The organism is Flavobacterium cheonanense (assembly GCF_039539185.1).
In the GTDB taxonomy this organism is placed as follows: domain Bacteria; phylum Bacteroidota; class Bacteroidia; order Flavobacteriales; family Flavobacteriaceae; genus Flavobacterium; species Flavobacterium cheonanense.
Window position 1 is genome coordinate 275376 of record NZ_BAABCT010000004.1, and the last position, 20337, is coordinate 295712.

The window sequence follows — 20337 nt, forward strand, 5'->3', positions numbered from 1 at the left end:
TTTAAATAATAAGCTACATTGTGTATCTTTGCCACCTTATTTAAATATAGATATAATGAAGATTTCATACAACTGGATAAAACAATTCTTAAAAATCGATTTACCTTCTGCTGAAGTATCAGATATATTGACTGATTTAGGTCTTGAAGTAGAAATAGTTGAAAAATATCAATCCGTAAAAGGAGGATTGGAAGGCGTTGTTGTTGGTCATGTTTTAACTTGTGAAAAACATCCAGATGCAGACAGACTTAATATTACAACTGTCGATTTAGGCGAAGGAACTCCTGTTCAAATTGTTTGTGGTGCAACTAATGTAGCTGCAGGACAAAAAGTACCTGTTGCAACTATTGGTACAAAACTTTTTGACAAAGACGGAAATGAATTTGAAATCAAAAAAGGAAAAATTCGTGGACAAGAAAGTCACGGAATGATTTGTGCCGAAGACGAATTAGGTTTAGGAACAAGTCACGACGGAATTATGGTTCTTGATTCCAATTTAAAACCAGGAACTCCAGCTGCTAAAGTATTCAATATTGAAAATGATGAAGTTTTTGAAATTGGTTTAACTCCAAATCGTGCCGACGCGATGTCTCATATGGGAGTTGCTCGTGATTTACGTGCCGCTTTGATTCAGAAAAACGCTTCTTTGGAATTAATCACTCCTTCAGTTTCAAAATTTAAAGTTGATAAACGTACTTTAAAAATTGATGTTGATGTTAAAGATTCCTCTTTAGCTCCAAGATATTGTGGTGTTACTATTTCTGGTATTACTATAAAACCTTCTCCAAGTTGGTTACAAAATAGATTGAAAGCTATTGGATTAACTCCAAAAAACAATGTTATTGACGTTACTAATTATGTATTACACGAATTAGGTCAGCCACTTCACGCCTTTGATGTAGCAAAAATAAATGGAAAAGTAACGGTAAAAACTGTTGAAGCTGGAACAAAATTTGTAACTCTTGATGATGTTGAGCGTACTTTACACGAAGAAGATTTATTAATTTGTGATGATAAAGGTCCAATGTGTTTGGCAGGAGTTTTTGGTGGAAAAAATTCAGGTGTTTCTGAAAATACAACTACTATATTTTTAGAAAGTGCTTACTTCAATCCTGTAACTATTCGTAAAACTGCTAAACGTCATACCTTAAGTACAGATGCTTCTTTCCGTTTTGAAAGAGGAATTGATCCAACTATTACAGAGTATGCTTTAAAACGTGCAGCATTATTAATTCAAGAAGTTGCTGGTGGAGAAATTACTTCTGATGTTATTGATGTTTATCCTAAGAAAATTGAAGACTTTACTGTTTTCTTGAACTATGAAAAAGCATTCAAATTAATTGGTCAAGAACTTCCAAAAGAAACTATCAAGAAAATTGTTGCTTCTTTAGACATCAAAGTAAACAATTCCTCCGATGCAGGTTTGGGATTAATTATTCCAGCTTATCGAGTTGACGTTCAAAGAGAAGTGGATGTTATTGAAGAAATTTTGAGAGTTTATGGATATAACAACATTACTTTCTCTAAAAAATTAAATGCAACTGTTGCAAAATCTGCTAGAACAGAAGATTATAAGGTTCAAAATATCATTGCTTCGCAGTTGAATTCATTTGGATTTCACGAAATGATGGCCAATTCATTAACTACTCCAGATTATGTTCAGCTTTCAGAACTTTTGAAAGAAGAATATAATGTAACCATGTTGAATCCGTTGAGTAGCGAATTATCTGTTATGAGACAATCGATGTTATACTCTGGATTGGAGGCGATTTCTTATAATATCAACAGAAAAAATAGCGATTTAAAATTATTTGAATTCGGAAAAAGCTACCGCAAATTATTATCTGGATACAACGAAAAGAAACATTTAACCTTATTTGTTTCAGGAAATCGTGTTTCAGAAAGTTGGACAAATGTTCAAAAACCTACAGACTTCTTTTTATTTAAAGGATATGTAAACTCAATTTTATCGCGATTAGGATTTGATAAAACTCAAAATTTACCTGTAGAAAACGATATTTTTTCAGAAGGAATTGCATTTGCATTAGGAAATGATACTTTAGTTGAAATGGGAACCGTTAAAAAATCCATTTTGAAACATTTTGACATCAAGCAAGAAGTTTTTTATGCTGAATTCAACTGGGATTTGGTAATTAAATTGCTTTCAAATAAAATTAAGTTTACTGCAATTCCTAAATATCCTGAAGTTAGAAGAGATTTTGCTTTGCTAGTAGATACTAATGTTGCTTTTGAATCTATTTACAAAGTAGCTCGTCAAACAGAGAAATCACTTCTTAAAGACATTAATTTATTTGATGTTTATGAAGGTAAGAATTTACCAGAAGGAAAAAAATCTTATGCTGTGAGTTTCACGATTCAAGATACAACCAAAACATTGACTGATGTTCAAATTGATAAAATCATGAGCAAACTTCAATCTAATTTTGAAAGTGAATTAGGAGCACAATTAAGATAACAGAAAATAATATAAATAAAGAAACCCATCTCAATTGAGATGGGTTTCTTCTTTTAACCAAACAAAATAACAACCTTATGCTTTTGGTGTTACAACGCTATCAACAACGTGAATAACTCCATTAGATTGATTTACATCTGCAATAGTAACTTTCGAACTGTTTCCATTTTCATCAGTTAAATAAATATCTTTTCCTTTCATCCAAGCTGTTAAAGTTCCACCTGAAACTGTTTTTAATGTTGCTTTTCCATTTCCTTTTTTAATCAAACTCATTAAATCTGAAGCATTTAATTTACCTGAAACTACGTGATAAGTTAAAATAGTTTGTAGCGTTTTTAGATTTTCTGGTTTCAATAAAGTTTCGACAGTTCCTTTTGGTAATTTATCAAATGCAGTATTGGTTGGGGCAAAAACGGTGAATGGTCCTTTAGATTGTAATGTTTCAACTAAACCAGCAGCTTTCACAGCCGCAACCAAAGTGGTGTGATCTTTTGAGTTTACAGCATTTTCAACAATATTTTTTGAAGGATACATTGGTGCTCCACCTACATTAACTATTTTTTCTTTTTGAGCAAAAGTCAATGTTGTTCCAAAAAGAGATAAGGACAATACTACAGCTGAAAAAATGTTTCTAGTTTTCATAATAATTTATTTTTTAAAAGTTTATACAAGCATTTACGCTGATACTTTTCATTTGGTTTTATAATGTTGAAAATTAACATTAGTTTAATAAATGAATTTTGGTGAAAAATTTTTCAAATTCATACTAATTAATTAATTTAGAACTTATTGAAAAGGAAGTATATTCATTTAAATAAAGTAAAATCATGTTACTAAAAAACAGAACCTTGGTTGAAGAGTTGTTGATGAACAGAAAAAAAACACTATCAGAAGAGCAACTTCTTGAAGAAGTCTATTCCATTTTAAATCAAAATGAAATAGAACGAGAGCGAATTTCGAACAACTTGAAAGGTGAAAGTTCAACAAATTCTAATGATTTTAACTTTAGTTTATTGGAAACAGAGAAAATATTTCACGAAAATCAAATCAAGAAAATTTGCATTGACTACCGTTTACGCTTTTTGGAAAGTTCTCTTTTTGCAAATAAAATACCCGAAGAAGCAGTTACTAAAATTAACTCCTTAGAAAAAGAACACCATACAAAATTAGAGGGTTTCAAAATTGTTGCTCCAAGCAAAGCATTCAATTTAAAGAATTATGATGATCCGCTTCTTTTTGTTCCTATTGGAAATGACTATTATTATTTGATACACCAATGGGGCAATGATTTAGCTTGGTACAGAAAGCTCATGGTTTTACCTTTCAAAAATATTGTGTACTTTCTGTTGTTCTGCTTGGTTGTGAGTTTGATGGGAACCTACTTCACTCCTACTAATAATTTGAGTAAATCAGTTGCATTGGCTCCACTAATTATTTTTCTATTCCTGTTTAAATCTATGGTTGGAACAATAGCTTATTATTTTTTCATGATGGGAAAAAATTTTAATAATATGATTTGGAACCGACCTTTTAAGGAAAACTAATATAGTTTTGGTTTGTCTTTGTAATAATCTCAAAATGTTATCGTTATAAAAGTAGATGCCTTTTGCAAAATAATTATAACTTCTAAAAATTATTACTATGGACACTAAAGATTTTAATAGCTTAAACAAACCTAGAAGCAAAAAGTTAAGACCTAGAATAGATTTAACTGCAATGGTTAACATTTCTTTTTTGTTAATTGTTTTTTATATGGTATCAGTTGAATTATCTAAACCAAAAATAATGGATTTGGGTTTACCCGATACAGGTTGTGGTGGTGGATGTTATTTTGGATGTGGGCTAAGAACTAATAGAGTCATTACAATTTTACTTGATGATAATGATGAAATTATTACTTTTCAAGGCTTACTTGAAGCTCCTGAAGAAAAACCTAAAACCTTAGGTTACGGAAAAGATGGCATTAGAAATCAGTTATTAAAGCTAAATAAAAGAATTATTGAGAAAATAGGTGATCGTGAACGAGGCGCGATAGTTATCATCAAACCTAGCAAGCAATCTAATTTTGGCAATTTGGTTTCTATTTTAGATGAAATGGCTATTACAAATATCCAAACTTATGCTATTGTCAATGATTTTACTCCTGAAGAAAGTAATTTATTAGCAATTAATTGATACAAAAAAAGCTCCCAATTTCTTGAGAGCTTTTAAAGTATTTTAGAAAATCAGAGAATTATTTTCCTCCTTTTTCCATTTTAGCTTTTAATTCAGCTAAGATATCATTGTTATCTCCTAAAGTTGAAGCTTGATTATTATTGTTAGAAGCAGCAACTGATTCAGACGCAGCTTTAACATTTTTCTCTTCTTCTTCTCTAAAGATAGCAGTGTGAGAAGCAACAACTCTTTTGAATTCTTTGTTGAACTCAATTACTTTGAATTCAGCTTCGTCACCTTTTTTCAATTTTTTACCATCTTCTTTTTCTAAGTGACGAGTTGGAATAAACGCAACAACATCATCTCCGAAATCTACAGTAGCACCTTTGTCAACGATTTCAGCAATTGTTCCAGTGTGGATAGTTCCAACAGCAAATGCATCTTCGTGTTTGTCCCAAGGATTAGCAGTAGTTTGTTTGTGACCTAAAGATAATTTACGTCCGTCAACATCTAATTCTAGTACTACTACATCAAGTTTGTCACCTACGTTAACAAATTCAGATGGGTGTTTGATTTTCTTAGTCCAAGATAAGTCAGAGATGTAAACTAATCCATCAATTCCTTCTTCAAGTTCTACGAAAATACCAAAGTTTGTAAAGTTTCTAACGATACCTGTATGTTTAGAACCTACTGGGTATTTAGCTGTGATATCAGTCCATGGATCTTGAGTCATTTGTTTGATACCTAATGACATTTTTCTTTCGTCTCTGTCAAGAGTTAACACAACAGCTTCAACAACATCACCAACTTTCACGAAATCTTGAGCACTTCTTAAGTGAGTAGACCAAGACATTTCAGAAACGTGGATTAAACCTTCAACACCTTCAGCAACTTCAATGAAAGCACCGTAATCAGCGATAACTACTACTTTACCTTTCACTTTGTCACCAACTTTAAGTTCAGCACCAAGTGCATCCCATGGGTGAGCGTTTAATTGTTTTAAACCTAATTGGATTCTTGTTTTTTCGTCATCGAAATCAAGAATAACTACGTTCAATTTTTGGTCTAATTCAAGAACTTCACTTGGGTGATTGATTCTTGACCAAGAAAGGTCAGTAATGTGGATTAATCCATCAACACCACCTAAGTCAATAAACACACCATAAGAAGTAATGTTTTTAACAACACCTTCTAATACTTGTCCTTTTTCTAATTGACCAATAATTTCTTTTTTCTGAACTTCGATATCTGCTTCGATAAGCGCTTTGTGAGATACAACAACATTTTTAAATTCGTGGTTGATTTTCACAACTTTGAATTCCATGTTTTTGTTTACGTATACATCGTAATCACGGATTGGTTTCACATCAATTTGTGAACCTGGTAAGAATGCTTCAATTCCGAAAACATCTACAATCATACCACCTTTAGTTCTACATTTAACAAAACCTGTAACAATTTCACCAGTTTCGTTAGCAGAAATAACTCTATCCCATGATTTGATAGTTCTTGCTTTTCTGTGAGATAATACTAATTGACCTGTTTTGTCCTCACGAACGTCGATTAATACTTCTACTTTGTCACCCACTTTTAAGTTTGGGTTGTAACGGAATTCGTTTAATGAGATAACACCTTCCGATTTTGCATTAATGTCAACAATAGCGTCACGATCTGTGATTCTAACTACAACACCTTCAACTACTTCTTCTTGATCAGTAGAGATGAAAGTTTTAGTAACTAAATCTTCAAATTCTTGTAAGTTTTTTTGATCTACTGCATCAATTCCTTCTGCGTAATTGTGCCAGTTAAATTCGTTTAAAAACGCTTGTTGTTCTTTGTTTAATTCAGACATGCTGATAAAAAATTTGTATGCCGTGCTTCTTGAGTTTATTATCGAATAGAAAACAGCAGCAGTGTTTTACATAAATAGTTGATACCTAAAGGAAACTCTTCTTCGCCAAAAGGTTTGCAAAAGTAAGCATAATTTATTAATTACAAAATATTTATCTCTCCAAAATACAACAAATTTGCATTAAACTAAAAACCCTTTCAAAACTAGGTTAAGAAAGGGCTTTTGATACTATTTTTAAGTTTTAATGACTCACGTTAGCCACTTCATCAGGATTGTGTTTGTGCTTGAAGAATATTGCAAATAGAATTGCTATTACTAATGCATATCCAGCAAAAGCAAGCCAGATGTTGTGCCAATCTCTTGCTCCGTCAATAGTAAAATATTTATCTATAACAATTCCGCTAATTAAGCCTCCAAAAAAAGCACCAAATCCGTTAGACATCATCATAAATAAACCTTGAGCAGAAGAACGAATTTTTGAATCTGTAGTAGTTTCTACAAATAAGGAACCTGAAATGTTGAAAAAGTCAAATGCCATTCCGTATACAATACACGATACAATAATCATCCATAAACCATCGACTGGATTTCCATAAGCAAATAATCCAAAACGTAAAACCCAAGCAATCATTGATATTAACATTACTTGTTTGATACCAAATCTTTTTAAGAAAAAAGGTATTGCTAAAATAAACAACGTTTCTGATATTTGAGAAATAGACATAATGATTGTTGAATATTTAACAACAAATGAATCTGCATATTTAGGAACATTGGCAAATTCTGATAAATAAACATCACCATACATATTTGTTAGTTGCAAAGCGCCACCTAAAAACATTGAAAATATAAAAAACAATGCCATTTTATAGGTTCCAAATAATTTAAATGCACTTAATCCAAATTTTTCTGCGAAAGAAGCATCATTAGAAATTAAATTTTGTGGAGGACATTTAGGTAAAGTAAAAGAATAAAATCCTAGTGCAAAAGCTGCAAATGCAGAAATATAAAACATATTTGCAGAAGCTTTATTATCTGTTAAATTGGTAATCCACATAGCAGCAATGAAGCCTATAGTACCCCAAACTCTAATTGGAGGGAATACTTTTACAACATCATAATTATTATTTTTTAAAATATTATAAGCAACTGAATTTGATAAAGATATCGTTGGCATATAGCAAATCATTGCAGCAAAAATTACATAATAAAATGTCGTTGGATTATCAACTTGTGGAATATACATTAATGCTAATCCACCAAGAATATGTAATACTCCGTAAAGTTTTTCAGCATTTATCCATTTATCTGCTATGATTCCTGTAATTGCAGGCATAACTATTGAAGATAATCCTAAAGTAGAAAATATTGCTCCAAATTCAGCACCACTCCATTGCTTAGTTCCAAACCAATAATTTGCAACCGTTATCAACCATGCACCCCAAACGAAGAATTGAAGAAAACTCATTAGAGTTAATCTAAACTTTATACTCATAATAAATATGTTTTTGTAATGTAAATAGATTGTAAAACTAAGATTATTATCTAAATTTCCAAATGAAAAATTCCAAATTCCAAAATTTATAACATTAAAATTTGAAATTTGGAATTAGATAATTTAATTTTTTGTTTTACTGATTAATTATTTCTTCCACCAATTCTAATACTGCTGCAAATTGTTCTTCTCTTGAAAGATAAGAATTATCAATTTCAATAGCATCATCAGCTATTACTAAAGGAGAGTCATCTCTATGAGTATCAATGTAATCGCGTTCTTGAACATTCTTTAAAACATCTTCATAAGAAACATTGTCACCTTTGGCTTGAAGTTCGTCAAAGCGACGTTGTGCTCTGGTTTCGGCACTTGCAGTCATAAAAATCTTTAATTCAGCATCAGGAAAAACTACCGTTCCAATATCACGTCCGTCCATAACTATAGCTTTGTTTTTACCCATCGCCTTTTGTTGTTCTACTAACTTAGCACGAACTTCTGAAACTTCTGCCACTTTACTTACAAAACTAGAAACTTCAATAGTTCTAATTTCTTTTTCAACATTTACATCATTCAAAAACATTTCAGCAAAACCTAAATCTGCATTGAATTCGAAATGCAATTTGATATTTGAAATATCATTAATAAGTGCTTGTTTATCAAAATTTGAAGAGGAAATATATCCTTTTTGCATTGCAAATAAAGCTACTGCGCGATACATTGCTCCTGTATCAACGTATACATACCCTAAATGTTTGGCAAGTTGTTTGGCTAAAGTACTTTTTCCTGTTGAAGAAAATCCGTCGATAGCAATAGTAATTTTTTTCAATTTATGTCTGTTTAATAACTGTTGTCTGAAAAATCAATTGTTAGTCCGAAAAGACTTGTGTTTCCTGCAAGTGTATATCTTGAATAAGAATAATTAAATTTCATTTTACCCATTTTTAATCCCAATCCAAGTGAAATTCCTGAAAAATTTCTCTGATCTACAATTCGCAATTCTTCTGCTCTTCTAAAATTATATCCAAGTCTTACGTTTATTCCTTTAGTTGGAAACAATTCGGCACCTAAAACCACATGTCGCAAAGCATTATTTAAAAAGCCTACTTTTTCTTGAGTCGCTTCACCATCAATACTTCCAATAGCACGATTAGGATTAGAAAAACCTATTTTCCATTGTTGCAAATTTTCTAAAGTTAGATGCCATCGCAAAGGTACATTTTCTACTTCTTGCGAAACACCAATCAAAACTTCAAGAGGTAATTTCTCTTGAGTACCAGCATAAGTTGTGAATTGGGTTCCAACATTTCTAACAACTAATCCCCAATTGACATCGTTAGGTTCATCGATAAATAAAAATCCAAAATCGGCAGCGCCACCAAATGAATTATAACTTTCTAAAGTGGAAGAAATCAATTTGGCATTGGCTCCTAAATAAAAACTTGTAAATGGAATATTGTAAGCATAACCAAAAGAAAGTGCTATTTCACTTCCTGTGAATGAAGATGTGGCTAGACCATTTTCGTCGTAACCATCAAAATTTCCGTAGTTTACATAATTTACTCCAGCGTGAAAGGTTTGCAAATGTCGGTCGTAAGTATAGGCATAAGCAGCAGTTCCATAGGTAACTTCACCAAAATAGCTTCCGTAATTTAAAGACAAATGATTGTCCATTTCAGCATTAATTGTAGCCGGATTAAAATGTGCTTGATTTACGTCATTATCATAAATAGTAATTACTTTACCTCCTAATGCTGCTTGCCTTGGAGAAGTAACTAAATTTAAAAATTGATAAACTGACCTACCTCCTATTTGACTGTAACTTACAGTGCAAAAAAGTAAAAAAATGGAGATAAATAGTTTTTTAAACATACAAAAAATAGCAATTTACTTAACCTATAACGGAAATGCGAAGATATTATTTTTAAAGTTATACTAAAAATAAAAAGGCATGAGGTTTTCATCTCATGCCTTAAACTATTTTTAAATGAAATTAATCTAAAACTTTGGCATTTTTCACCTTTTGATTGGTTAATGCTATATCAATAACTTCACTCATTTCTTTTACATAATGAAAAGTTAATCCTTCTAGATAATTTGCTTTAATTTCATCAATATCACTTTTATTATCATGACAAAGAATGATTTCTTTTATATTAGCTCTTTTAGCCGCTAGAATTTTTTCTTTGATTCCTCCAACTGGCAAAACTTTTCCTCTTAAAGTAATTTCACCTGTCATAGCTAAACCTTTTTTGATTTTGCGTTGCGTTAACAAAGAAACTAATGATGTTAACATTGCAATTCCAGCACTTGGTCCGTCTTTTGGTGTTGCTCCTTCTGGAACGTGTAAGTGAATGTTATACTTTGTCAAAATATCTTGATCTAGTCCGAAAAGTTCTGCATTTGCTTTGATGTATTCTAAGGCAATTGTAGCAGATTCCTTCATCACCGTACCTAAATTTCCAGTTAAAGTAAGCGTTCCTTTTCCCTTAGAAATCAAGGATTCAATAAAAAGAATATCTCCACCGACAGAAGTCCAAGCCAATCCTGTTACTACTCCAGCAACATCGTTTCCTTCAGCTTTATCACGTTCTAATTTTGGTGAACCCAAAACTTTTACGATATCTTCTGATGTAACTTTTTTGTTATATTCTTCTTCCATTGCTACAGATTTTGCAGCATTTCTTATCACTTGTGCAATTTTTTGCTCCAAACTTCTCACACCCGATTCACGAGTATAACCTTCAACTATTTTTTCTAATTCTTTTTTACCAATTGTCAAATCTTTTGAAGTCAATCCGTGTTCTTTCAACTGCTTTGGAAATAAATGTTGGCGTGCAATTTCAACTTTTTCTTCTGTTGTATATCCTGCCATTTTTATAACTTCCATTCTATCTTTTAATGCCGGTTGAATAGTTGACATTGTATTAGAAGTCGCAATGAACATAACTTTAGATAAATCGTATCCCATTTCAAGGAAATTATCATAAAAAGCATTATTTTGTTCAGGATCTAGAACTTCTAAAAGCGCTGATGATGGATCACCATGATTGCTTACAGACAACTTATCGATTTCATCTAAAATAAATACCGGATTTGAAGTTTGTGCTTTTTTTATACTTTGTATAATTCTTCCTGGCATTGCGCCTATGTAGGTCTTTCTGTGTCCACGAATTTCAGCTTCGTCTCTTAAACCACCTAATGAAATTCTAACATACTCTCTTCCTAATGCTTCAGCAACTGATTTTCCAATAGATGTTTTTCCAACACCAGGAGGTCCTGTCAAACATATAATTGGTGATTTCATATCATTTCGCAATTTCAAAACTGCTAAATGTTCAATCATTCGTTTTTTTACATCTTCTAATCCAAAATGATCTCTGTCTAAAACTTTTTGAGCATGTTTTAAATCAAAGTTATCTTTTGAATATTTATTCCAAGGTAAATCTAAAAATAAGTCTAGATAATTTCTTTGAATACCAAAATCTGGCGCCTGCGGATTCATACGTTGCAACTTAGAAAATTCTTTTTCGAAGTGCTTACTTGTTTTTTCATCCCAACTTTTAGTTTTGGCACGTTGACGCATTTCTTCAAATTCTTGCTCATTAGAAACGCCACCCAATTCTTCTTGGATGGTTTTCATTTGTTGGTGCAAGAAATATTCACGTTGCTGTTGGTCTAAATCGAAACGAACTTTAGATTGAATATCATTTTTAAGTTCAAGTTTTTGCAACTCTACATTCATGTAACGTAAAGTTTCAAGAGCTCTTTCTTTTAGAACATTCATCATTAATAAATTTTGTTTTTCCTCAACCGAAAGATTCATATTGGAAGAAACAAAATTGATTAAGAACGATTGACTCTCAATATTTTTGATAGCAAATGTAGCCTCAGTAGGAATATTTGGACTTTCTTTTATTATTTCTATTGCTGATTCTTTAATTGAATCAATAATTGTGTTAAACTCCGTATCGTGTTTTCCTGGTCGTTTTTCTGGTACTTCTTTAATGTTGGCCGTAATAAAAGGTAGTTCAGAAACAATAGAATCTATTTCAAAGCGTTTTTTTCCTTGAAGTATAACAGTTATATTACCATCAGGCATTTTTAAAACTCTAAGAATTCTGGCAACTGTTCCTACATGGTGAATATCATCTTTAGAAGGATCTTCATCTTCTTCATTTTTTTGAGCAACGACACCAATTATTTTATTACCAGCATTGGCTTCATTGATTAGTTTAATAGATTTATCTCTTCCAGCTGTAATTGGAATTACAACTCCTGGAAATAATACCGTATTTCTTAATGGCAGAATTGGTAATGATGAAGGCAATTCTTCATTAGTCATTTCTTCTTCATCTTCTGGTGTTAAAAGAGGAATCAATTCGGCTTCAGAATCGAATTCTTGAAGTGACAAATTGTCAAAGGCGATTATTTTTTGATTTGACATAGTATATATTGAGTCAATATGACATTTAATTATTTACAATTTGGTAACAAATATAGGTTTTGTAAAAGATTTTATAAATTAAAATCGATGTATTACATTGAAATGGTGCTGAAAAATATAATTTGAACATTTAAACAGCAACTTTCTAAATAAAACAATGATTGTGCCACAAAAAAAATCCGCCATTTCGACGGATTTTTTAAATTTTAAATTGAATTGTTTATGGTAATTCGACATCGAATGAGCCTTGTGTTATAGTTTTTGTTTGTAATGTTGTAGGGTTTTTCACTACTAAACTAAAAGTTCCTTTAATTCTTGTTGCTGTTTTTTCTGTAATAGTTAATGCACCTGTATCAGAGTTATACAAAACGCCATTTGCAGTGCAAGTTGCTGTTAAGTCTTGATTAAAAGGACCATTAAAATTGTAATTTCCTACACCAAGAGTTTTAGAAAATCTTAATCCAACAGTATCGTTATTGGTTTTAGAACCAACTATACTATAGGAAGGTGGATATCCTGAACCTGTAACTTCTGTAACGTCTATTTGATCTTCGATAAATTCAGTTCCATCTACTTTAGCCGAGAAGAAATCGGTTGGCGTACTAGTACCAATTGTGTAAGGAATATTTGTAAAAATACCATTAGTAAAACTAATTGGTGGAATATTTGAAACTGATAAATCAGACCAATAACCTGTAAAACTGAATGTTCCAGATATTTTTTTGTTTACAGTATCTATATTGGTAATGGTAACTGTTCCTGCAGAAACTGATGGATTTGTTGGGTTAACAGCCCAATAAACATCTCCATTGGAATTGTTGTTGGGATCGTAAGCAATTAAGTTGGAGGTTGAATCATAAGTTCCAACAGTATTTCCATTTAAAGCAAATCCAAATGTTTGTCCGTTTGTTGTTTTAAGTCCAGCGATTTGAATGGAGTTTGGCAACATTGCTGCTTCAGTACTATTGGCTATCCAAGTTTGACCTCCAAAATCTACTTTAAAAACAGCATTTGTTTGATTACCTCCATTTCCTCCACCTCCATTATTTCCGTTGTTGTTATTAACTTGCTGTAACAATGTTGGGTCTATAGGTTCATTATCACATGAAACAAAAGAAAATGCTGCAAAAAGAACTGTAAAAATAGAAAGAAATGTAATCTTTTTCATTATGCTAAATTATTTGTTCAAATATAATTATTTTTTGGATATATAAAATTATTTTCTTGGAACTCTTGTCAATAAAATTAATCCGATTACAAAAAATACACCTAAAAATACGATTGCATTTCTCATAGAACCAGTAATTAAATCTATTGTTCCATAAATGGTCATTCCTATTACTATTCCAACTTTTTCTGTTACGTCATAAAAACTAAAGAACGATGCAGTATCTTCTGTTTCAGGTAAAAGTTTAGAATAGGTTGATCGTGCAATAGATTGTATTCCTCCCATAACTAAGCCTACAAAACCTGCTGTAGCATAAAATTGAATTGGAGTTTCAACAAAATATGCAAAAGCACAAAGTACAGCCCAAATACCATTTAAAACCATTAAAGTATTTATGTTTCCGAATTTTTCAGAAATTCTTGAAGTTATAAAAGCTCCACCAATTGCAACCAATTGAATTAAAAGTATACTAATAATCAAACCCATGGTTTTGTCATCTGAACCCCAATTGACTTCGGTTGCTCCAAAATAAGTTGCGACCAACATAACCGTTTGAACAGCCATGATAAAAACAAAATAACTATATAAATATCTTTTAAGTGCTAGGTTTTGTTTTAACTGTTTCCAAACTAAATTTAATTCGTGGAAACCTTTAAAGATAAAATCTTTTGTTAATGGAACATTATTTCTGTTTCCTTTTGGCAAATAATAATAGGTTATATGACTAAATCCAATCCACCAAACACCAACCATTACAAAAGAAATTTTCATTGCTTCTTTAGATGATTCAATTGCAAAAAAATCTGGAAACATTACCATACCTAAATTAATCAACAATAGTAGAGTACTACCAAAGTATCCCATAGAAAAACCTTTGGCACTAACTCTATCTTGTTGTTCAGGGAAAGCAATATCTGGCAAATAGGAATTATAAAAAACCAAACTTGACCAAAAGCCAATTAATCCAAAAAAATAAGATGTATAACTCCAAAATAAATTATCAACATCAAACCAATAAAGGCATATACAAGCTGACCCACCTAAGTAACAAAAGAAACGTAAAAAAGCTTTTTTATTTCCAAGATAATCAGAAATTCCTGAGAGTATAGGTGAACAAATTGCTACAATCAAAAAAGCAAAAGCTGTAACAAAACTAATCATTGCTGTAGCTTTAATATCTTGACCGAATAAGTTTACACTCTCTTTTTTAGCATCACTGAAAATCAATTCATAAAAAATTGGAAAAACTGCAGACGCAATTACTAAGCTATAAACGGAATTTGCCCAATCGTAAAAAGCCCAAGCATTTAATAATTTAGGATGTCCTTTAGGAAGATTTGCCATAATGTAATTTTAAATAAAAAAAGCTGCCAAAAATTGACAGCTTCAAATATACTCTTTTTTTATTACTCGAATATTATTTAAATGTTACTCCGAATTTAGCAGCTTCAGCTTTTGCTTGTGGTAACAATGATTTTAAATGATCAATTCTTGTTTGATTACTTGGATGTGTGCTTAAAATTTCTGGTGGTGCTTGTCCTCCAGATTGTGCAGACATTCGTTCCCAAACAGCAACAGCATTTTCAGGATTGTAACCAGCAATTGCCATTAATGTTAGACCAATCATATCGGCTTCACTTTCATGTTTTCTGCTAAATGGCAACATTACTCCAACTTGTGAACCTATTCCGTAAGCTTGCATTACCATTTGCTGCGTTTGAGGATCTTGGTTTCCTACTGCTACAGCAGCACCAACTTGTCCAAGTTGTTGAAGCATACCCGCACTCATTCTTTGTTGACCATGATTAGCTAATGCATGAGCAACTTCATGACCCATAACTGCTGCAATTCCTGCATCATCTTTACAAATTGGTAATATTCCTGTATAAAAAACAATTTTTCCACCTGGCATACACCAAGCATTAACTGACTTGTCTTCAACAAGATTATATTCCCAATTGTAACCATTTAAATAATCTGAGTGATTATTGGCAGCTAACCATCTTTCTGCGGCAACCTTTATTTTTGTTCCAACAGTTTCAATCTTTTTTGCTTCAGCGGTATTTTTAATAACTTTATTTTCAGTCAAAAACTGATTGTACTGCTGAAAAGCCATTGGAAATATTTGACTATTTGGCACCAAAGCCATTGTACTTTTACCTGTAAAAGGATTCTTAGCACAAGAAATTATTAAGGCTACTGCCAAAAAACCGATTGTGTATTTTTTATAACTCATAATTATTTTTAATTAAACTCAAATTTACAAAATTTAAACACCAATAAAGTGTAATTCTGTGAAATCTTTATCAACAATCAAGCCATTTTCTAAAATCAATGATTCCTTATCGAATATGATTTTCTCATTATCTATTTCAATTCCTTTAATTTTGAATGGTAATCCTTTCAAATTGATCTTAATAGTTTGATATTGGGTTTCAAAAGTTCCTTCTTTATGTTGAGTTATGAAAAGTTCGTTTTCTTTACCATTAAGAGTAAACGTTTTATAACTAAATCTACCTTTATTATAGTCATATCCATCTTGTGCATCTTCGTATACATAAGATTTTTCTTTTCCTAGTTTGAAATAAGCTTCAAGAGACAATTCTGGAGATTCAATTTGACCAACATATTGTTGCACAGGATATTTAGGAATAATAGCACCTTCTTTAATAAATATCGGAATCTGATCAAAATCAGTAGCAACCCAAAGTTCTTTTTTACCTTTTACTAATTCATTTGTCCAGTAATTATACCAATTTCCATCTGGTAAATACATTCTTCTTCCTAATGCATTTGGTTCTAAAATTGGGCAAACCAATATTTGATTTCCAAAGATAAATTCGTCAGTTCTGTAATGTGTTTGAGCATCGTCTTGGTCAAAGTATACTAATGGTTTCAACATTGGAACTCCATCGTTTACATATTGCCAGAACATTGTATATAAATAAGGTAATAATTGATAACGTAATTCAACGAATTTTCTAGTAATATCAATTACTTCATCACCAAAACTCCATGGTTCTTGTTCACCGTGATGACCCGATGAATGCGTTCTACAAAATGGATGAAATACTCCCAATTGAATCCAACGTGCATATAACTCAGCTGATGGTTGTTCGGCAAATCCACCAATATCAGAACCTGTGAAACCCATTCCAGAAATTGACATACGTTGCATTTGAACGTTTGCAATCCATAAATGTTCCCAAGTTGCTACGTTATCGCCTGTCCAAGATGAAGTGTATCTTTGTGCTCCTGAATAAGCTGAACGAGTAATTACAAAAGGACGTTTTGGATATGCAAATCGTTTTACACCTTCGTAAGTGGCACGCGCCATTTGAGTTCCGTATACATTGTGTGCTTTTCTGTGACTGCAATTATTCCCATCGTAATTATGACGCACATCTAATGGGAATGTTTTTGTTGGAACTTCCATTACTGCAGGTTCGTTCATATCATTCCAAACTCCTTTCACACCTATTTCTGCAATTAATTCTTTGAATAATCCTGCCCACCATTCTCTAACTTCTGGATTGGTATAATCTGGAAAATTACATTCTCCAGGCCAAACTTTTCCTTTCATATAAGGACCATCAGCTCTTTTGCAGAAATAATCTTTTTCTAGAGCTTCTTGATAAACCGAATAATCTTTGTCAATTTTTATTCCAGGATCAATGATAACAACGGTTTTGAATCCATCTTTTGCTAAGTCTGCTACCATTTGTTTTGGATCTGGAAAATAGTCTTTATTCCAAGTAAAACAACGGAAACCATCCATATAATCGATATCTAAATAAATAGCATCACATGGAATTTGAAGTTCTCTAAATCTTCCTGTAATTTCCTTTACTTTGGCTTCTGGAAAATAACTCCATTTACATTGTTGGTAACCTAAAGTCCAAAGTGGTGGCAATTCTGGTTTTCCAGTTAAATGAGTATAAGTTGTAACTACATCACTCATTTTTGGGCCATAAATAAAATAGTAATTCATTTCACCACCATCAGCCCAAAAACTGGTTACTCCTTTTCTTTCATGACTAAAATCAAAAAACGAACGGAACGTATTATCAAAGAAAATTCCGTAAGCTTTGTTATGATGCAGACCTATATAAAAAGGAACTACTTTGTATAATGGCTCTTGATCTTTTGCGAAAGCGTACTGATCGGTTGCCCAATTTTCGACACGTTTTCCTTTTAAATTGAAATTGGTTGGTTTATCACCTAATCCATAAAAACTTTCACCATCGTGAGATGTTTTACTCATTTTTACAATGTTTCCACCATATTCATAACATTCTTCCCAATGAAAACCAATTTCATCTTCTAGAATTGTTGTTCCATCTAATTCATAAATTCCAACTCTGCAATCGTGTTTTTGAACTACTACATAAACTTTAGAAGTTTTAATTCTGTAATGGTCACTTTCTTCAGTTACTTCAAGAACATTATAACCATGTGATTGCGTTTTATCAATAGCATAAGAAAAATCATTGCTGAAATATCCCTTGGCAGTAAAACGAAAACGAATCATACTGTCGCGTAAAACAGTAACTCGAAGAATCACATTATTATCAGTATGAAAATCTATAGAATCTACTTCGTGTTTGTAAGATATAATTTGTGACGGAAATAAATCGCCTTTGTACTCAAGCTCGGTATTAATAATCATAGGATTAATTTTAAGACAAGTTGCGAAAATACGAATGTAGTATCGAATTTTCAAAAGTAATTAAAGTAGTTTTTAACGATAACGTTTGCGGTTACTGATAAATCTAAAATAGATGTAAAAAGGACGCAAGGAATTTTGATTTTCTTTGCGTCCTTATGTTAAATTATGAAAATTTAAAAACTGAAATTCCTAAAGGAGCGAGAATAATTTCAGCTGAAAATTCTCTACCATTCCAAGGTGTTGCCTCTATTTTTATTGGTTTTGAGTTACTAACTCCACTTCCATTATATTCTTCATTGTCAGAATTGAAAATCTCAGTTAATTTTCCTTTTCTTGGAAGACCAATGCGATAATTATCATGAACAACAGGAGTCATGTTACATACAACAATTAAGTTTTCTTTTTCTTTATTTCCTTTACGAATATAAGCTAAAACTGAATTTTCATTATCTGAATAATTAATCCATTCAAAACCTTCTGCTGAAAATTGTTTTTCATATAATGCAGGATAACTTTTATACAATGCATTCAAGTCGGTAATACATTTTTTGATGCCATCGTGGAAACCATATTGCAATAAATGCCAGTCTAAACTTCCTTCAAAATTCCATTCTGATGTTTGCCCAAATTCACTTCCCATAAACAATAATTTTGCTCCTGGATGCGTGAACATATATCCGTAAAGTAATCGAAGATTTGCAAATCGTTGCCATTCATCGCCTGGCATTCTACCTTGAATGGAATGTTTTCCATAAACCACTTCATCATGAGAAAGTGGTAACATAAAATTCTCTGTAAATGCATATGTCATAGAAAAAGTTATGTCGTTTTGATGGTATTTTCGATAAACAGATTCTTTAGCAAAATATTGCAAAGTATCGTGCATCCAACCCATCATCCATTTCATTCCGAAACCTAAACCACCTAGGAATGTTGGTCGAGAAACCATTGGAAAACTAGTGCTTTCTTCTGCGATAGTTTGAACATCTGGAAAATTAGCATAAACAGCTTCATTAAAATCAATCAAGAAGCTAATAGTATCTAAGTTTTCTCTTCCTCCAAAAATGTTGGGTTCCCACTCGCCTTCTTTTCTAGAATAATCTAAATATAACATTGACGCAACAGCATCTACTCGAAGACCATCAACATGATACTGTTTTAGCCAAAAAATAGCATTACTTATCAAGAAGGAACGCACTTCGTTACGTCCATAATTGAAAACTAAACTTTTCCAATCTGGATGATAGCCTTTTCTTCTGTCTGGATGTTCGTATAAGTTGGAACCATCGAAAAATCCTAATCCATGAGCATCATCTGGAAAATGTGATGGCACCCAATCCAAGATTACTCCAATTCCTGCTTGGTGCAATTTATCTACCAAAAGCATAAAATCTTGTGGTTTCCCAAAACGTGATGTTGGTGCAAAATAACCTACCAATTGATAACCCCAAGATGGATCGTATGGATATTCCATAATTGGCATAAACTCGACATGAGTAAAACCTGTTTCTTTTACATACGAAACCAATTGGTCTGCCAATTCAACATAGGTCAAAAACTTACCTTCAGCATTGCGTTTCCATGAACCTAAATGAACTTCATAAACCGAAAATGGTTTGTCTAATCCGTTTTTATCTTTTCGGATTTCCATCCATTTAGAATCTTTCCATTTGTAATCCAAATCCCAAATTACAGATGCAGTGTGCGGTGGATGTTCACAGTATAAAGCAAATGGATCTGCTTTTTCAGTGATTAAGCCGCCATTGTTAGACTGAATTTTGTATTTATAAGTTGTTCCCTTATCAATTCCAGGAATGAAACCTTCCCAAATTCCAGATTCGTCCCAACGAACGTTTAGTTGGTGTTCACCTTGTACCCAAAAATTGAAATCGCCCACAACAGAAACCGAGCGAGCTGATGGTGCCCAAACGGCAAAATAAACACCTTTTACTCCATCTACTTCAATAAGATGTGCGCCTAATTTTTCGTATAGTTGAAAATGTTTTCCTGCTTTGAATAAATCGATGTCGAAATCGGTGAATAAGGAATGTGGTTGTACTTGGTTCATTTTTATGTTTA

General features: G+C 32.1%; 14 protein-coding genes. 3 read left to right on the top strand and 11 right to left on the bottom strand.

The features are described 5' to 3' along the window. Nucleotides 1–55: 55 nt before the first annotated feature. Nucleotides 56–2476 carry a phenylalanine--tRNA ligase subunit beta gene (gene pheT / locus ABD766_RS09645; protein ID WP_344816479.1) on the top strand — a complete coding sequence of 807 codons (2421 nt, stop codon included), beginning with the start codon at nt 56–58 and terminating at the stop codon, nt 2474–2476. Between the two features lie 75 nt (nt 2477–2551). Here the strand turns inward: pheT and ABD766_RS09650 are convergent, their stop codons facing one another. Then, entirely contained in the window at nt 2552–3118 is a 567-nt protein-coding gene (locus tag ABD766_RS09650; protein ID WP_344816480.1) for a fasciclin domain-containing protein, read from the bottom strand. Between the two features lie 185 nt (nt 3119–3303). Between ABD766_RS09650 and ABD766_RS09655 the strand changes: the two genes are divergently transcribed. Next, a complete protein-coding gene (locus ABD766_RS09655) occupies nt 3304–4020 on the top strand; it encodes a hypothetical protein (RefSeq protein WP_344816481.1) in 717 nt (238 codons plus the stop codon). Between the two features lie 97 nt (nt 4021–4117). Beyond that, complete coding sequence (locus tag ABD766_RS09660; RefSeq protein WP_344816482.1) at nt 4118–4651, top strand: ExbD/TolR family protein; 534 nt, start codon at nt 4118–4120, stop codon at nt 4649–4651. A 58-nt stretch (nt 4652–4709) separates the two neighbouring features. Here ABD766_RS09660 and rpsA read toward each other — a convergent pair whose 3' ends face one another. The 10 genes from rpsA to glgB all read right to left on the bottom strand — a co-directional run bounded on the left by rpsA (nt 4710) and on the right by glgB (nt 20326). Beyond that, on the bottom strand, nt 4710–6482 hold the full coding sequence (gene rpsA / locus ABD766_RS09665; protein WP_344816483.1) for a 30S ribosomal protein S1: 1773 nt from the start codon (nt 6480–6482) through the stop codon (nt 4710–4712). Between the two features lie 241 nt (nt 6483–6723). Further along, the gene (locus tag ABD766_RS09670; RefSeq protein WP_298304514.1) at nt 6724–7977 is read right to left on the bottom strand and encodes a nucleoside permease; all 1254 of its coding nucleotides are present in this window, start codon (nt 7975–7977) and stop codon (nt 6724–6726) included. 136 nt (nt 7978–8113) lie between these two features. Further along, nucleotides 8114–8803, bottom strand: coding sequence for a (d)CMP kinase (cmk, locus tag ABD766_RS09675; protein ID WP_344816484.1), 690 nt, complete (start codon nt 8801–8803; stop codon nt 8114–8116). A gap of 11 nt (nt 8804–8814) precedes the next feature. Beyond that, entirely contained in the window at nt 8815–9846 is a 1032-nt protein-coding gene (gene porQ / locus ABD766_RS09680) for a type IX secretion system protein PorQ (protein WP_298304519.1), read from the bottom strand. Between the two features lie 121 nt (nt 9847–9967). Next, nucleotides 9968–12421 carry an endopeptidase La gene (lon, locus tag ABD766_RS09685; RefSeq protein ID WP_298304521.1) on the bottom strand — a complete coding sequence of 818 codons (2454 nt, stop codon included), beginning with the start codon at nt 12419–12421 and terminating at the stop codon, nt 9968–9970. Nucleotides 12422–12641: 220 nt separating this feature from the next. Beyond that, a complete protein-coding gene (locus ABD766_RS09690; protein ID WP_344816485.1) occupies nt 12642–13589 on the bottom strand; it encodes a DUF6252 domain-containing protein in 948 nt (315 codons plus the stop codon). A 48-nt stretch (nt 13590–13637) separates the two neighbouring features. Next, nucleotides 13638–14933 (bottom strand): MFS transporter, encoded by a 1296-nt coding sequence (locus tag ABD766_RS09695; RefSeq protein WP_344816486.1) that lies wholly within the window; start codon nt 14931–14933, stop codon nt 13638–13640. A 73-nt stretch (nt 14934–15006) separates the two neighbouring features. After that, entirely contained in the window at nt 15007–15825 is an 819-nt protein-coding gene (locus ABD766_RS09700; protein ID WP_344816487.1) for a M48 family metallopeptidase, read from the bottom strand. A gap of 33 nt (nt 15826–15858) precedes the next feature. Continuing rightward, nucleotides 15859–18258, bottom strand: a complete 2400-nt coding sequence (locus tag ABD766_RS09705) for a glycoside hydrolase family 31 protein (protein WP_344816488.1) — start codon at nt 18256–18258, stop codon at nt 15859–15861. A gap of 163 nt (nt 18259–18421) precedes the next feature. Beyond that, a complete protein-coding gene (glgB, locus tag ABD766_RS09710; RefSeq protein WP_344816489.1) occupies nt 18422–20326 on the bottom strand; it encodes a 1,4-alpha-glucan branching protein GlgB in 1905 nt (634 codons plus the stop codon). Between the last annotated feature and the right edge of the window lie 11 nt (nt 20327–20337).

Excerpts from the sequence above, each read along its gene's own strand:
- ABD766_RS09695 (WP_344816486.1), bottom strand. The coding sequence starts at position 14,933 with ATGGCAAATCTTCCTAAAGGACATCCTAAATTATTAAATGCTTGGGCT.
- porQ (WP_298304519.1), bottom strand. The coding sequence starts at position 9,846 with ATGTTTAAAAAACTATTTATCTCCATTTTTTTACTTTTTTGCACTGTA.
- ABD766_RS09660 (WP_344816482.1), top strand. The coding sequence starts at position 4,118 with ATGGACACTAAAGATTTTAATAGCTTAAACAAACCTAGAAGCAAAAAG.
- ABD766_RS09650 (WP_344816480.1), bottom strand. The coding sequence starts at position 3,118 with ATGAAAACTAGAAACATTTTTTCAGCTGTAGTATTGTCCTTATCTCTT.
- ABD766_RS09705 (WP_344816488.1), bottom strand. The coding sequence starts at position 18,258 with ATGATTATTAATACCGAGCTTGAGTACAAAGGCGATTTATTTCCGTCA.
- ABD766_RS09655 (WP_344816481.1), top strand. The coding sequence starts at position 3,304 with ATGTTACTAAAAAACAGAACCTTGGTTGAAGAGTTGTTGATGAACAGA.
- ABD766_RS09670 (WP_298304514.1), bottom strand. The coding sequence starts at position 7,977 with ATGAGTATAAAGTTTAGATTAACTCTAATGAGTTTTCTTCAATTCTTC.
- glgB (WP_344816489.1), bottom strand. The coding sequence starts at position 20,326 with ATGAACCAAGTACAACCACATTCCTTATTCACCGATTTCGACATCGAT.
- rpsA (WP_344816483.1), bottom strand. The coding sequence starts at position 6,482 with ATGTCTGAATTAAACAAAGAACAACAAGCGTTTTTAAACGAATTTAAC.
- ABD766_RS09700 (WP_344816487.1), bottom strand. The coding sequence starts at position 15,825 with ATGAGTTATAAAAAATACACAATCGGTTTTTTGGCAGTAGCCTTAATA.
- pheT (WP_344816479.1), top strand. The coding sequence starts at position 56 with ATGAAGATTTCATACAACTGGATAAAACAATTCTTAAAAATCGATTTA.
- ABD766_RS09690 (WP_344816485.1), bottom strand. The coding sequence starts at position 13,589 with ATGAAAAAGATTACATTTCTTTCTATTTTTACAGTTCTTTTTGCAGCA.
- lon (WP_298304521.1), bottom strand. The coding sequence starts at position 12,421 with ATGTCAAATCAAAAAATAATCGCCTTTGACAATTTGTCACTTCAAGAA.